This window comes from Streptomonospora nanhaiensis (assembly GCF_026642255.1).
Classification (GTDB): domain Bacteria; phylum Actinomycetota; class Actinomycetes; order Streptosporangiales; family Streptosporangiaceae; genus Nocardiopsis; species Nocardiopsis tropica.
Genome location: NZ_CP113264.1, coordinates 5,004,370 through 5,018,248, shown reverse-complemented (window position 1 = coordinate 5,018,248; position 13,879 = coordinate 5,004,370). Strand labels below are relative to the sequence as shown.

9 protein-coding genes are annotated in these 13,879 nt (G+C 75.6%); 2 read left to right on the top strand and 7 right to left on the bottom strand.

Going from position 1 to position 13,879, the window contains the following annotated elements; genetic code table 11:
• Positions 1 to 54: 54 nt before the first annotated feature.
• The gene (locus OUQ99_RS21695) at positions 55 to 930 is read left to right on the top strand and encodes a F510_1955 family glycosylhydrolase (RefSeq protein WP_267945637.1); all 876 of its coding nucleotides are present in this window, start codon (positions 55 to 57) and stop codon (positions 928 to 930) included.
• Between the two features lie 239 nt (positions 931 to 1,169).
• Here the strand turns inward: OUQ99_RS21695 and OUQ99_RS21690 are convergent, their stop codons facing one another.
• The 6 genes from OUQ99_RS21690 to OUQ99_RS21665 form a co-directional block, all read right to left on the bottom strand.
• Positions 1,170 to 4,877, bottom strand: a complete 3,708-nt coding sequence (locus OUQ99_RS21690; RefSeq protein ID WP_267945636.1) for an AAA family ATPase — start codon at positions 4,875 to 4,877, stop codon at positions 1,170 to 1,172.
• Positions 4,878 to 5,132: 255 nt separating this feature from the next.
• Positions 5,133 to 6,116 carry a sporulation protein gene (locus tag OUQ99_RS21685; RefSeq protein ID WP_267945635.1) on the bottom strand — a complete coding sequence of 328 codons (984 nt, stop codon included), beginning with the start codon at positions 6,114 to 6,116 and terminating at the stop codon, positions 5,133 to 5,135.
• A gap of 385 nt (positions 6,117 to 6,501) precedes the next feature.
• Positions 6,502 to 8,751: a heavy metal translocating P-type ATPase gene (locus OUQ99_RS21680; protein WP_267945634.1), complete on the bottom strand. Its 2,250-nt coding sequence runs from the start codon at positions 8,749 to 8,751 to the stop codon at positions 6,502 to 6,504.
• Positions 8,752 to 9,028: 277 nt separating this feature from the next.
• Positions 9,029 to 9,781, bottom strand: a complete 753-nt coding sequence (locus OUQ99_RS21675; RefSeq protein WP_267945633.1) for a cupin domain-containing protein — start codon at positions 9,779 to 9,781, stop codon at positions 9,029 to 9,031.
• A complete protein-coding gene (locus OUQ99_RS21670; RefSeq protein WP_267945632.1) occupies positions 9,778 to 10,683 on the bottom strand; it encodes a PmoA family protein in 906 nt (301 codons plus the stop codon). Before OUQ99_RS21670 ends, OUQ99_RS21675 begins: the two co-directional genes overlap by 4 nt.
• A gap of 16 nt (positions 10,684 to 10,699) precedes the next feature.
• The gene (locus OUQ99_RS21665) at positions 10,700 to 11,815 is read right to left on the bottom strand and encodes a Gfo/Idh/MocA family protein (RefSeq protein WP_267945631.1); all 1,116 of its coding nucleotides are present in this window, start codon (positions 11,813 to 11,815) and stop codon (positions 10,700 to 10,702) included.
• Positions 11,816 to 11,929: 114 nt separating this feature from the next.
• Here OUQ99_RS21665 and OUQ99_RS21660 point away from each other — a divergent pair, with 114 nt between their 5' ends.
• Positions 11,930 to 12,949, top strand: a complete 1,020-nt coding sequence (locus OUQ99_RS21660) for a LacI family DNA-binding transcriptional regulator (protein ID WP_267945630.1) — start codon at positions 11,930 to 11,932, stop codon at positions 12,947 to 12,949.
• Positions 12,950 to 12,982: 33 nt separating this feature from the next.
• Here the strand turns inward: OUQ99_RS21660 and OUQ99_RS21655 are convergent, their stop codons facing one another.
• Positions 12,983 to 13,816 (bottom strand): SDR family oxidoreductase, encoded by an 834-nt coding sequence (locus OUQ99_RS21655; RefSeq protein ID WP_267945629.1) that lies wholly within the window; start codon positions 13,814 to 13,816, stop codon positions 12,983 to 12,985.
• Positions 13,817 to 13,879 lie beyond the last annotated feature (63 nt).

The following is a 13,879-nucleotide window of genomic DNA, read 5'->3' as shown; positions in this document are numbered from 1 at the left end:
CGCCGGACGACCGGCCCGGCGCCCGACCGGCCTTCGGAGGAATCGGTGGGAAGAGTGAGTACGAGACAGAGGACGCGGCTGTCGGCCGCGACGGCGGTCCTGGCGGTCATGGCGGCCGGGTGCGCGGCGGAGGGGCAGGAGGGGGCCGACCGTTCGTCCGGGACGGCCGCGGCAGGCGTCGCGCTGCCCGGGGAGGTGTCGCACGTGCACGCCGTGGACGTCGATCCCGAGAGCGGCGACATCCTGGTCGCCACCCACGAGGGCCTCTACGTCCTGCCCGCCCCGGGCACGGGGGACGGGGCCGCCGAGGCGCGCAGGGTCGGTCCGGCCATCGACCTGATGGGGTTCGCGGTCGCCGGACCGGGGCGCTACGTGGCGAGCGGACACCCCCGTCCGGGGGTGGACATGCCCGACCCGGTGGGCCTGATCGAGTCCCGCGACGGCGGGTCGACCTGGCAGGCGCTGTCGAGGGCGGGGCGGTCGGACTTCCACGCCCTGGCCGCGACGCCCGACAGGGTGGTCGGGTTCGACGGCGCCCTGCGCGCGACGGAGGACGGCACCACGTGGGAGGCGCTCGACGGGGGCGTCGAACCGTTCTCCCTGGGGGTGGACGACGACGGCCGGACCGTCGTGGCGACCACGCGGGACGGGCTGGTGCGCTCGACCGACGGCGGGTCCGGATTCTCCGCCGTCGACGGGGCGCCGCCGCTGGCGCTGGTCGACTGGGTCCCGGGGACGGACACCGTCCTCGGGGTCGCGCCGGACGGCGGCGTCCACCGCAGTGAGGACGCCGGCGCGTCGTGGGAGCCGACCGGACGGATCGACGGCGGGGCGCAGGCGCTCCACGCCGACGCCGACCAGGTCGTCGCGGTGGCCGGTGACCGGGTGGTCCGGTCCACCGACGGCGGTTCCGTCTTCGGTTCCCGGTGAGGGCAGGGGGCCGCGGTCGCACGCGCGGCGACCGCGGCCCTCGCCTCTCCGAGCCCCCCTGCCCCGCGACCCTGTCCCCCCGCGACCGGGGTCCGCCCCCCCCGCGACCGGGGTCCGACCTCCGGGACGGCCGGGACCGCCGCCCGGGGCCGGTGGGGGCCCTCCGGGTCAGCCCGGCCCCGGCAGGCCCGGGCCCCGGACGGGAGGAACCGCCGCGGGCCGGGGCCCCGGCCCGCGCCCTACAGGTACAGGCCCGCGCCCGTCCACGCGGTCCCGTGCCCGGGCAGGCCGGCGGGCACGTCCTCCGGGGCGAGCGTGCGCAGCACGTCCCCGTCGCCCAGGTCCAGCCCCGCCACCCGCTCCGCCTGGGCGCGAGCCGTCCGCTCGAAGAGGTCCTCCGCCAGGCGGGCGTTGGACGGGGACTCCGGCCGCCCCCGCAGCAGCAGTCCGCGCACGGCTCCGGCGGTACCCGGGGCCAGGCGGAACCCCGCCTCCCGGGCGAGCCCGGAGAACACCTCCGCCAGGTCCTCCCCGGACAGGTCGGCGAAGCGCAGCCTCCGTGTGAACAGCGCGTCGAGCTCCGGACGCGCTTCCAGCAGGCCCGGCAGCCCCTCCGCGGAGCCGGACACGACCACCATCAGGTCGTGCCGGTGCACACCCGTCAGGTGCACCAGTTCCCGCACCGCCTCGTCCACCGACGCGTCGGCGCCGGGTCGGGCCAGCACCTTGTGCGCCTCCGCCAGGAACAGCACCCCGCCCAGCGCCGACCGCACCGCCGACGCGGTCAGCTGTGCGCTCTGCCCGGGCATCGCCCCCAGCAGCTCCTCCCGTCCCACCCGCACGACATGTCCCGACGACAGCAGCCCGCGGCGGCCGCACACCGCTCCGGCGAGCTCGGCGAACGTCGCCCGCCCGGTACCCGCGGGGCCGAGGAGCGCCATGTGGTCGATCGCTCCCGACACGGTGATCCCCGCGGAGCGGCGGGCCTCCTCCACCCCGGCCCGCGCGTCCAGCGCGCGCAGCTCCCGCCGGGCCGCCTCCTGGCCCACGAGCCGCTCGACGGAGGCCAGGGGGTCCTCCTGCGCGGGGGCGCCGACCCGGGCGCCCGCGCTCAGGGGGAGGTCGCAGGGCAGCAGCTCGCGCAACTCGTCGGCCGACCGCTTCCGGCCGTCGGTGATGCGCTCGGCCTGCAGGGCCGTCGCACGCTCCAGGAGGTTGCGCACCAGCCGCGCGTTGCCGAACGCGTGGTCGCGCCCCGTGGCCCGCAGCAGGCGGCGCACCCGGTCGGCCGTGCCCGAGCCGAGCGCGAACCCGGCCTCGCGCGCCATGACCCCGAAGATCTCCGCGAGCTCGTCGTCGGTGTAGTCGGGGAAGGAGAGGTGACGCGGGAACCGCGACGCCAGACCGGGGTTGGAGGAGAGGAACCGCGCCATCTCCTCCGGGTACCCGGCCACCACCACGACGAGGTCGTCGCGGTGGTCCTCCACCAGGCGCAGCAGCGTCGCGACCGCCTCGGCCCCGTAGTCGTTGGTCGAGGTCGAGGAGGTGAGCGCGTACGCCTCGTCGACGAACAGCACCCCGCCCAGCGCGCCGCGCACCACACGCTCCACCTTCGGCGCCGTCTGCCCGATGTACTCGCCCACCAGGTCGCCGCGTGAGACGTCCACCAGGTGCCCGGACGACAGCAGGCCCAGTTTCGCGTAGACCGCGCCGAGCATCCGGGCGACCATCGTCTTGGCCGTGCCCGGGCTGCCGGTGAACACCATGTGCCGGGCCGGCGCGGACACCGGGACCCCGGAGGCGGCGCGCAGCCGGTCGGCCTCGGCCTCGGCCGCGTACAGCCGCACCTCCCGCTTGACCGTCTCCAGGCCGACGAGCGCGTCCAGCTCGGCCAGCGGGTCCTCCGGAACCCTCGACGTCCCCCGTCCGACGGGGACCGCGGCGACCGACTCCGGGGTCTCGGGCAGGTCCTCGGCCAGTAGGCGGCGCAGCCGGTCGGTCTCGCCGTCCGAGGCGTCGGAGCCCGCCCCCAGACCCGCCGGAGAACCGGCGGGCGAGGCCGCCACCCGGACCGCCTGCCGCGACAGGGCGCGGTCCAGCAGCATCCGGGCCGTGCGGGCGCCGGCGGAACCGCGGCCGCGCGCGAGGCGTTCCAGCAGCCTCCCGGCCCCGGCCACGGTTTCCGGGTCGGCCTCCAGGCCCCCGTCCTCCACCATGGCGGCGAAGATCGCGGTGAGCTCCCCGCCGGTCGGATCGCCGAACGACAGCCGTCGGCCGATCCGGGCGGCCAGCCGTGGGTGGGCCGACAGCAGGCGGCCGAGGGACTGCTCGGTGTCGGCGAACACCACCACCAGTTCGTCGGCGTGCTCGTCCATCTTGCGCGCCAGCGCCGCCAGCGCTTCGGCACCCGGGTTGCGCCCGCTCTCGGACCCGGCCAGCGCCGCCGCCTCGTCCACGAGCAGCACGCCGCCCAGGGCGCCGCGCACCACCTGTGCGACCCGCTCGGCCACGCCGCCGGAGTGGTCGGCCACCAGGTCGGCCCGTCCCACCTCGGTCACCCGGCCCGTGCGCAGCAGTCCCGCGTCCGCGTAGAGCGACCCGATGATCCCGGCCACCGTGGACCTGCCCGTGCCGGGGGACCCGGCGAACACCATGTGCCTGCCGGGGGCGGCGACCGACAGCCCGGCGTGTGCCCGGCGGCGCGCGGTCTCGGCCTCGGCGGCCACGGCCCGGACCTCCCGCTTGACCTCCTCCAGGCCGACCAGCGCGTCCAACCGCTCCAGCGGGGTGGGGCCGAGGGCCGGGTCCGCGGTGCGCGGCCGCGAGGCCTGCTCCGGCCCGTCCGCGCCGGGCAGCCCCGGAACGGTCACGGGCGTGCTCGGCGGCCGGCAGTAGCGGCGCAGGTCGGTCTGGAACCCGCTGACCGGAAGGGGGCTGCTGAACCGGTTGGACTTGCGCACCTCGTTGCCGCTGGAGCTCAGGGCCAGCGCGCAGCGCGTGCCCATGTCCAGCCAGGTCCGGCAGGTGTCGGCCTCCCCGGCCACGACGCCCTGCCACAGCCAGGTGCGCACCCGGTCCTGCCACGCGGACAGGTCGAACGCCTTCCTGCGCCCGGCGAAGTCCGCCGACAGCTCCCGGTACTCGCCGGGGTCGAGGAGGGAGCTGGTCATCGGCGGCAGGCCGTACAGGCGCAGGCCCAGGCACAGGTCCACCAGGGTGTCGGACAGCGACGGGACGTCGTGTGCGACCGCGGCCAGCCGCGCGTGCGCGGGGGCGAACCTCTCGTGGGCCCAGGCCAGGAACCGCGCGGGCGGCGCGAACTCGGGGATGCGCTGGAAGTGCTCGGCGTCGATCGCCGCCGCCCAGGTGGTCCGCAGGTCGCGGGGGCTCGCCGACATGTCGAACTCCAGGTCGGCGGGGTGCGCGGCACGCCGGTCGAGCAGGTCCCGCCAGGCCCGGCGGCGCTCCTCCCAGGGCTCGACGCCCTCGGCCGCGTCCAGGACGTCGCCGATGAGGGCGAAGGCGGTGCGGCGGTGCTCCCGCTCCTTGGCCACCTCGATCAGGCCGTAGCACGGCGGCATGGTCAGGGTGTCCAGGAGCCACTGGTGGGGCTGCGACGTCAGGTTGTCCGCGGTGGAGTGGCGGCCGATGAGGATGGAGGGCATGCGCGAGCTGCTGCCGCCGACGACCCGCAGCGGTCCCTGGAGGGTGACCAGGTGGTCGACGACGTCGCCCCGGAGGCGCTTGTGCCGCTGCTGCTCCGTCCCGGAGGGCTGCCCGGGCGGGAACTCCCGGCCGCGCGGGTCCTCGATGACCAGGTCGAACAGCTCCACGAGTTCGTCGACGAGCCGGTTCGGCACCCGCCACGGCCCGTACTCGTAGATGTCGAGGACGGGTTCGTCGGTGAGCAGCAGTTCCAGATGCTCGGGCAGACGGATCGCCGACACACGGACTCCTTCGGGGGAGGGGGCGGGACAGGCGTTGACGCCGTGTGAGGATACGGTCCTGGTTACCGGGGACGACAGACATTTTCCGCCTGTGCCGGGGCGGCGACCCCGCCCGCGGCCGTCCGTGCGGCACCGCCCGGACGGGAGCGCCCGCGGCCCGCTGCGGCTGTACCCCCCGAGGGCACGGTCCGGCCCTCCGCGGTCCCGCGCGGGCGGGGGAGGGACCCCCGCCCGCGCGTGCTCACCGGGGCCGGGTCACTCCTCGTCGGACTCCTCTTCCTCCTCCTCGGCCTGCTCCTCCCCGTCGGAGTCCTCGCCGATCCCGTCCACGACCTCGGACACCACGTAACCCGCGGCCAGGCCGCCCACGACACCCGCGGCGGCCCCGCCGACGACGCCGAGCATGCCGCCGCCGCGCTCCTCCTCCTCGTGGTACCGCTCCCCGTAGCCGTGGTGCTGTCCGCCGAACAGCTCGCGGTGGCGCCCGAGCGACTCCTCGATCCAGGAATCCAGCGTCCCCGCCCAGTCCAGGCGGTCGGCGTCGTCGTGCCCGACACGGAACCCGCTGTGCACCTCCCCGCCCTCGGAGAACATCCCGCCGCGGCGGTCGAACTCCACCACCGCCGACACGCCCTCCGGGTCGGGGACGAGCGCGATCTCGACCTCGCCGATCTCGTGGGCGTACCGCTCGGAGGGGTGGAACTCGAACTCCTGGAAGAACGGGTACTCCTGCGCCGTCCCCGCCAGGTAGCCGCCCTCCACACCGGTGGACCCGAGCCCGAACCCCAGCTGGGCCAGACCCTCCAGCACGCGCTCCTGTACGGGCAGCGGATGGACGTGCAGCCGGTCCAGGTCGCCCTTGTCGGAGGCGCCGTCGACCACGACCTCGGTGCGCAGGCCCACCAGGACGCCCGGCAGGGGCCCGCCCCCGGCCTCGGTGAGCGGTGTCTGCCACGGGATGCCGAAGGCGAAGGGGACGGACAGGGTCTCCCCGGCGGCCAACCGGACCCCCGAGGCCACCGGGACCCGGGCGAACTCCACGCCCTCGTGCTCGTCGCCGTCCTGGGCGCTGACGACCAGGGCCAGGACGATCTCCGCGATCTCGGCGTCCCCGTCCCCGCCGCTCAGCTCGACGCGCCCCTCCAGGGCGGAGCCGGGACGGGTGTGGGGGTTCTCGACGACGGTGTCGATGCTGAGCCCGCCGATGCCGAAGGCCGCGAGCAGACGTTTGAAGACCATGGATTTCCTTCCGGGAGGGCCGCGTGCGTGGGATCGCCCGCGGGCGCGGGCGCCGAACGGCTCGTCACGTCCTGCGAACGCGGGGCCTCCCGGCCCGGTTCCGCCGGGGGAGCGGCGCTTCCGGGGACCGCCGCTTCGGGGACGTCCCAAATGGGAACGGGGCGGCGGCCGGGGCGCGCGGACCACGCGCGACCTGGGCGCCACCCCGTTCCCGTGCGGTGGGAAGACGGTGGAGGAGCCGGACCGGAAACCGCGGCGCCCGGAGCCCTCCCGGACGGCCGTGCCGGCAGGAGGGCGGACGCGCCCCCGCGGCCCCGGGGGTTCCGGGCGCGGACCTGATCCCGCCGGAGCGGTCGGCCGCCGGCCGGGCGTGCCGGGCCGACGCCTACGCCCCGATCCGCTCACGCGCGCCGGCCGACCGGAGCAGGGCCTCCGTGCTCGCCTCCGGACGGAGGTCGAGCCGGCGCAGCAGCTGCGCGTTCAGGGCGACCACGACCGTCGACAGCGACATCAGCACGGCGCCCACGGCCATCGGCAGCACGAATCCGACGGGGGCGAGCACACCCGCGGCCAGCGGCACCGACACCAGGTTGTACCCGGCGGCCCACCACAGGTTCTGCCGCATCTTCCGGTACCCCGCCCGCGACAGCTCGATCACCGACAGGACCGAACGCGGGTCGTCACTGGCCAGGATCACCCCGGCCGAGGCGATCGCGACGTCGGTCCCCGCGCCGATCGCCAGCCCGACGTCGGCCCGGGCGAGCGCCGGGGCGTCGTTGACGCCGTCCCCGACCATGACGACCTTGCGCCCCTCGTGCTGGAGCTCGGCGACCTTGGCCCCCTTGTCCTCGGGCCTGACACCGGCGAAGACCTGGTCGATGCCCAGTTCGGCGGCGACGGAGTTCGCGACCGCCTCGGCGTCCCCGGTGATCATGACGACCCTGACGCCGAGCGAGTGCAGGGCCTGCACCGCCTGCCGGGACTCCTCCCGGACCTCGTCGGCCAGGGCGAGCGCGCCGACGACCTCCCCGTCGGACAGCACGTGCAGGATGATCGCGCCCCGGTCCTTCCAGGTGTGCGCGACCGCCATCTCCTCGGCGCCGTGCGCCTCCAGCATGCCGGGACCGCCCACGTCGACCCTTCGGCCCCGGACGGTGCCGGAGACGCCCACGGCGGTGGAGGCGCGGAAGTCGGTGGCCCGGGGCACGTCGACGCCCCTGCGGCGCGCGGCGGCCACGACGGCCCTGGCGAGGGGGTGTTCGCTGTCGGCCTCCACGGCGGCGGCCAGGGCCAGGAGCTCGTCCTCGCCGAGCCCGGCGCCGGGGGCGATGTCGGTGACGGTGGGCTCGCCCTTGGTCAGGGTGCCGGTCTTGTCGAAGAGGACGGTGTCGGCGGTGCGCATGCTCTCCAGCGCCATGCGGTCCTTGACCAGGACGCCGCCCCTGGCGGCCCGCTCCGTGGCGATGGAGACCACCAGCGGGATGGCCAGGCCGAGGGCGTGGGGGCAGGCGATGACCAGCACGGTGATGGTGCGGACCAGGGCGTCGTCGGGCGACCCCAGGACCGACCAGGCGATGAGGGTGAGGACCGCCGCTCCCAGCGCGAACCAGAACAGCCAGGCCGCGGCTCTGTCCGCGAGGCGCTGCGCGCGCGACGAGGAGCTCTGGGCGTCGGATACCAGGCGCTGGATGCCGGCGAGCGCGGTGTCCTCGCCCACGGCGGTGACCCGCACCCGCAGCGCCGTGTCCGTGGCGACGGTTCCGGCGACGACGTGGTCCCCGGGTCCCCGGCTCACGGGGCGGGACTCGCCGGTGATCATCGACTCGTCGACGTCCGCGGTGCCCTCCGTGACCAGGCCGTCCGCGGGGACCCGTCCGCCGGGGCGGACGACGACCGTGTCACCGAGGACCAGGTCGGCGGGGGCGACGGTGACCACCTCGTCGCCGACGACCTTCTCCGCCTCGTCGGGCAGCAGCGCGGCCAGGGACTCCAGCGCGGACGAGGTCTGCGCCAGCGAGCGCATCTCGATCCAGTGGCCGAGGAGCATGATCACGACGAGCAGGGCCAGCTCCCACCAGAAGTCCAGCTCGTGGGAGAGGACGCCCAGGCTCGCCCCCCAGGAGGAGAAGAAGGCCACGGTGATGGCCAGGGCGATCAGCAGCATCATGCCCGGCCGGAGAGCCCTGATCTCGTCGACCGCGCCCGTCAGGAAGGGGCGGCCGCCCCAGAGGTACATGACGGTGCCGAGCACGGGTGAGACCCATCCGGCGCCGGGGAACTCCGGAACCGGGTAGCCCGCGATGGAGGCGAACATCGTGCTCAGGCCGACCGTGGGAACGGCCAGGACCAGCATGATCCAGAACAGCCGCCGGAACTGGCCCACGTGGTCGCCGTGGCCCGCGTGCCCGGAGTGCCCTCCGTGTTCCGAGTGGTCTGAGGGTCCTGCGTGTCCACTGTGGTCGGAGTGGTCGGACCCGGGGTGCCCGCCCTGTCCGTGCCCCGCGGGGGCGGCGTCGGCCGGGTGGTCGGAGTGGTCCGTGCGGGGTGTGCGGTCGTCGGGGGCGGCGTGCCCCGGGTGTTCCGAGGGGCCTGTGCGGTCGTGGTGCGGGTCGTGTTCTCGCGGTGTCTCGTCCATGGCGCCCACGGTATACCCCTAGGGGGTATGTGACAAGGAAAATGATCCCGTGTTCCACCGTGTCGTTCCGGCCCGTGCCGTCCCGGAGGGGCCCGGGCCGGGCGGTCGACCGGACCCCACGGCCTCCGCCCGTACGTCCATCCGGGCCGGGGCCCGCGCCCCGCCGGGGCCGCCGTCCCGGCTCGCGGAACCCGGAGGGCCGGGCGCGTAACCCGCGGCGCCCGCCCGGCCCCGGGGCGGGGGAGCGGCGGCCCCGCCGCACCGGCGGCGCGCCTGGTCAGCGCGCCGGGCCGTCCGCACCGCCGGAGGGTCTCGGCCGCCGCTTGCGGAGCCGGCCGCACATGCCGAAGTGCCGCGGCCCGGGAAGCGGTTCGGTGCGCACCACGGCCGCCTCCGCCATGGCACCGGGGTCGCCCCGCTCCAGCGAGGCCAGCTGCCGCCGGGTCAGCTCCGCCTCACGCTCCACCCCCTCGCGCCAGATCTCCCGCCACGCCTCCACCCGGGGGCGGACGATCTCCGCCGCGAGCCGGTGGAACTCCCGGAGGGCCTCCCCACCATCCTCCCCGGGCGCGGCGACGAGTTCCAGGTACCCCTCCACGGCGAGGTCGCGCCGGGCCCGGGCCAGCGCCGCCCGCTCCTCCTCCGGGGCGTCCTGGGAGAGGCGGGCGGCGGCCTCGTAGGCCGCGCGGTCGGCCAGCACCGCGCGCGGGAAGGTGAAGACGGCGTCACCCGCCTCCGGGAGGCCCGCGTTCTGCATGACCGTGGTGATCTCCAGTCCGCCGTGGTTGACCAGGCGGTGCACCGTGCCCGGACCGAACCACAGGACCGTCCCGGGGGCCAGGGCGTCGGCGGCGCTCCCCTCCGGGGTGACGGTGTGGACCTCCCCGCGGCCGGCGACCACGACGTACGCCTCGGACGAGGCGGTGTGCACGTGGGGCGTGCCGCCGTGGAGCCCGTCCGCGGCCTCCCAGTCGTAGACCCGGAGGTTGCTGACGGCCGCCCCTCCGGGGAACCCCGGGACGGCGCTCACGGCGCGAACTCCGCCGCGAGGGCCCCGACCTCGTCGGAGGCGCACATCCGGTCGACGAACACCAGCCGGTGGCGCAGGTCCAGGACGCGGCCCGGTTCGAGGACGACCGTCTCGTCGAAGGACGGCGAGGGGCTGAACACGGGGAACGGCTCGGAGCGCACGAACCACCGGATGGGCGCCGCGCCGCTCGACGTCCCCGCGAAGCAGAGGACGGTAGCCCCGCCGTCGATCTCGTCGTGCTGTCCGGTCAGGGCGATCCAGTCGGACCGGGTGCCCATGACGTCGCCCCCGGTGATCCCCGTCGCGCTCACCACGTCGCACCCCGTCCACGACCGGGGACCGCGCCAGAACAGCCCGGTGTAGCCTGCGGCGTCGCGGCCGTGCGTGGTGGGGCTGCCCAGTTCGAGGGCGCTGCCGCGCACGTTGGTCAGCGAGGTCGCGAAGTCCAGGGCCCAGATCCCCCGGGCGGGGTCCGCGGCGTGGAAGCGGTGCGTGCGCCTCTCCCCGATCCACCGCTCTCCGGTCGAGGTCGTCCAGGCGAGGCTCTCGGTGAACGCGGCCTCGCCGTCGCCCTCGACCACGGCCTCGAAGCGCTCGTGGCGGATCGTCCCGACGTTGTCGAGCCGCTGGTAGCCGCTGCCGCGCACGAAGGTCGGCCCGCCCCAGAAGTTCTGCCCGGAGACGTGGGACCAGGTCATCTGCAGGCCCTTGTGCCAGCGGTGGTCCCACGGCCGCACGGCCGTCAGGGGGGCGCCGCCGAGGGTGCGGAGCGGGTGGAGGAAGGGTTTGGGGGCCTCGACCGCCGGGGCGTCGGGCCGCAGGACGTAGCGGGCGATCTCGGTTCCCGCCGCCGTGACGGTGAGCGCGTCGGGGTCTCTGGACAGGGTGATCGTGTCGGGCACTGGTCCTCGCCTCGGGTCAGGTGAGGGCTGCCGCGGCCCTGGCCGCGTCGCCCCCGTGCATGGAGTGGTAGAAGCTGTCGTCCGGGGTCAGGTCCTGGCGCCGCACCGTCCCGCCGAGGAAGGCCGACCGGTACATGCCCGCGACGAGTTCGAGGGCCCGGCGCCCGTCGTGGCCGCCGGCGCGGGGCCGTTCGCCGCGCTCCATCGCGTCGAGGAGCGCCGCGAGCTGGATCCGGTGGGAACTCGGCACGTCCTCCTGCGGCTGCCAGGACGCGCCCGACCCGGCCCGCGCGGCGTGCGGCGCGGGGGTCCAGCGCCAGTGGGTGTTGTCGTAGCCGTAGAGGTGCTCCAGCTCGACCGTGGCGTCCTCGAAGTCGAAGCGCAGGTAGCTGGTCTCCCGAGGCGAGAGCAGGCTGTTGACCACGGAGAGCGTGGCGCCGGACTCCAGCCGCACGATCGCCGACGACACGTCCTCCGTCCGGGTGGACCGCGCGAGGGTGGACATCGAGGCCGTCACCTCGGACCAGTCGCCGAGCAGCGAGAGCGCGAGGTCCATCTGGTGGATGCCGTGGCCCATGCTCGGGCCCCCGCCCTCGGTCTCCCACCGGCCGCGCCAGGGGACCTCGAAGTAGGCCGGGTCCCGGTACCAGAGCGTGTGGCACACCCCGACGAGGGGGCGGCCGAGGGTGCCCTCGGCGATGTGGCGGCGCAGGCGCTCGGCGCCGGATCCGAAGCGGTGCTGGAACACGTAGCTGGCGAAGGGGCCGGTCCCGCCCCCCTCGTGGGCGACGACCTCGTCGTACTCCGCGAGGGAGAGGGCGGGCGGCTTCTCGCACCACACCCAGGCCCCGGCGTCCAGGGCGGCGACGGCCGCGCCCTTGTGCGCGGAGGGCGGTGTGCAGACGATCACGAGGTCGGGGGACTCCGCCGCGAGCATGGCGTCGACGTCCGTGTACCTGCCGGGGACGCCGTGCTCGTCCGCCGCCGCCTCCACGCGTGCTCCGTCGAGGTCGGCCAGGGCGGTCACGTCCACCCGGTCGCCCATGGCGGCGAGGGCGGGGAGGTGCCTGCCGGTGGCTATCGCGCCGCTGCCGACGACGGCCACGCGGATCGGGGGTCTGGAACCGGTCACGGGTGCTCCTGGGGGGTCGGAGAAATAGTGAACGTTCACTTTTTGTGGCCCGGCCTAAGGTATGAGCGTTGGCGCCGCGCGTCAAGACCCTCTCCGCCCGCGAAAGAAGGCCAGATGTCCACGTCCGGGACGCCGCGTCGGCCCACCATCATGGAGGTCGCCCGCCTTGCGGGGGTCTCCCACCAGACCGTCTCCCGGTACCTGCGCTCCGAGGGCGGGCTCAAGGAGTCGACGCGGGAGCGCGTGGGCGCCGCGGTCAGGGAGCTCGGCTACCGGCCCAACCTCATCGCGCGGTCGATGCGCACCCGGCGGACCGGGCGCCTCGCGGTCCTGCTGCCCGGCCTGGGCTCCTTCAGCCCCGACCGCATGCTCGTCGGGGCCATCGCCGCCGCACGCGCGGCGGGGTTCGCCGTCGAGGTGCAGAGCGTGGACGGCGGTTCCGGCGCGCGCGCCGAACGGGTGCTCGAACTCGCCGACTCCGGGCAGGTGGAGGGCATCCTGTCCCTGGCCCCGGTCGTCCACGAGGGCGACCGGATGCCGGCCGGGGAAGTCCCCGTGGTCGTCTGCGCCGGGTACGACGACCAGATGCGCGGTATCGGCGAACTCGCGGACGGGTCGGTCGTCGCCGACCTCGTCGCGGGCCTGGCCGCGGTGGGGCACCGGCGGTTCCTGCACGTGTCGGGCTCGTTGCGGTTCGCCTCGGCCCGGGGGCGCAAGGAGACCTTCCTCCGGACGGTCGAGCGCCTCGGCCTGGAGTCCCACGGCGTGGTCGACGGCGACTGGTCGGCCGAATCCGGCCGCGACGCCGTGCGCTCCCTCGCCGAGGACAGCGGGGTCACCGCGGTGATCGCGGCCAACGACGTGGTCGCCGCGGGGGTGGTCCGCGGAGCCCTCGAACGCGGCTGGGGCGTGCCGGACGACCTCAGCGTGACGGGGTGGGACAACAACCCGGTGGGCGCCTACCTCTCCCCGGCGCTCACGACGGTCGACGTCGACCGGGAGCGGCTGGGCCGCGACGCCATGGAGCGCCTGGTCGCCTCGGTCCGGGGGGCCGAGCCCGCGCTGTCGGACGGGCCGCTCAACAGGATCGTCTGGCGCGAGTCCACCGGTCCGGTGCCGCCGCGGTCCCGGTAGGGCCGCGGCTGGCGGCGCCGCGCCGCGGACCGCTCAGCGGAAGGCGGCGGCGTTCTCCGAGGCCCACCGCTCGAACGGGGCCGCCGGGGAGCCGGTGACCAGCTCCACCGTGTCGTGGATCCTGAGCAGCTCGTCGTTGGTGTCGCCCCCCATCAGGTCGAGCACCGCGGACGCGGTCTCGTCCCCCATGGACGGGGCCATCGCGCGGTGGGCCTCCTCGCGACCGGTCTCGACGAGGGCCAGCTCCCGGCCCAGGGCGGCGGCGACGGCCGCCAGCTGCTGCCGGGCCGTGACGCGCGCGGGGCCGGTCAGCGGGTACGTCCTGCCCCGGTGTTCCGGCCCGGTGAGCGCATGGAGGGCGACCGCCGCGATGTCCCCGGGGTGGACGGCGGGCAGCCCCGTGTCCGCGTACGGGACGCGGACCTCCCCGTGTTCGCGGATCGCCTCCGCCCACCAGAGGGCGTTGGACGCGAACTGCGTCGGCCGCAGGATCGTCCAGTCCATCCCCGACGCCCGCAGGGACTCCTCCGCTGCGAGGTTCCGGCCCGCGGCGGGCAGGTGCGGATGGGTCCGGACGGTGATGGAGGACACGAGGACCACGTGCTCCACGCCTGCCCGGCGGGCGGCCCCGACGACCTCGGCGTCGTCCCCCAGCCCGGCCGGGAGGAACAGGGACCGCACGCCCTCCAGGACCGGCCCGAGGGAGTCCGCGTCGGCGAGGTCCCCCTCGACCGCCTCCACGCCCCCGGGGAGGCCCGCGTTCGCGGCGTCACGTGTGAGGCCGCGCAGCCGGCCCGCGCCGCGTTCGGCCAGCTCCCTCAGGAGGACCCGTCCGATGTTCCCGGTGGCTCCGGTCACGAGGATCATGTGTGCGCTCTTCTCTTCCGCCGGGGTGTCCCGGGAGATGCTAGAACCTCGACCTTGGTTGAG

What these genes read in the sequence shown, in the direction of transcription:
- OUQ99_RS21685 (WP_267945635.1), bottom strand. Translation starts at nt 6,116, where the DNA reads ATGGTCTTCAAACGTCTGCTCGCGGCCTTCGGCATCGGCGGGCTCAGC.
- OUQ99_RS21680 (WP_267945634.1), bottom strand. Translation starts at nt 8,751, where the DNA reads ATGGACGAGACACCGCGAGAACACGACCCGCACCACGACCGCACAGGC.
- OUQ99_RS21660 (WP_267945630.1), top strand. Translation starts at nt 11,930, where the DNA reads ATGTCCACGTCCGGGACGCCGCGTCGGCCCACCATCATGGAGGTCGCC.
- OUQ99_RS21655 (WP_267945629.1), bottom strand. Translation starts at nt 13,816, where the DNA reads ATGATCCTCGTGACCGGAGCCACCGGGAACATCGGACGGGTCCTCCTG.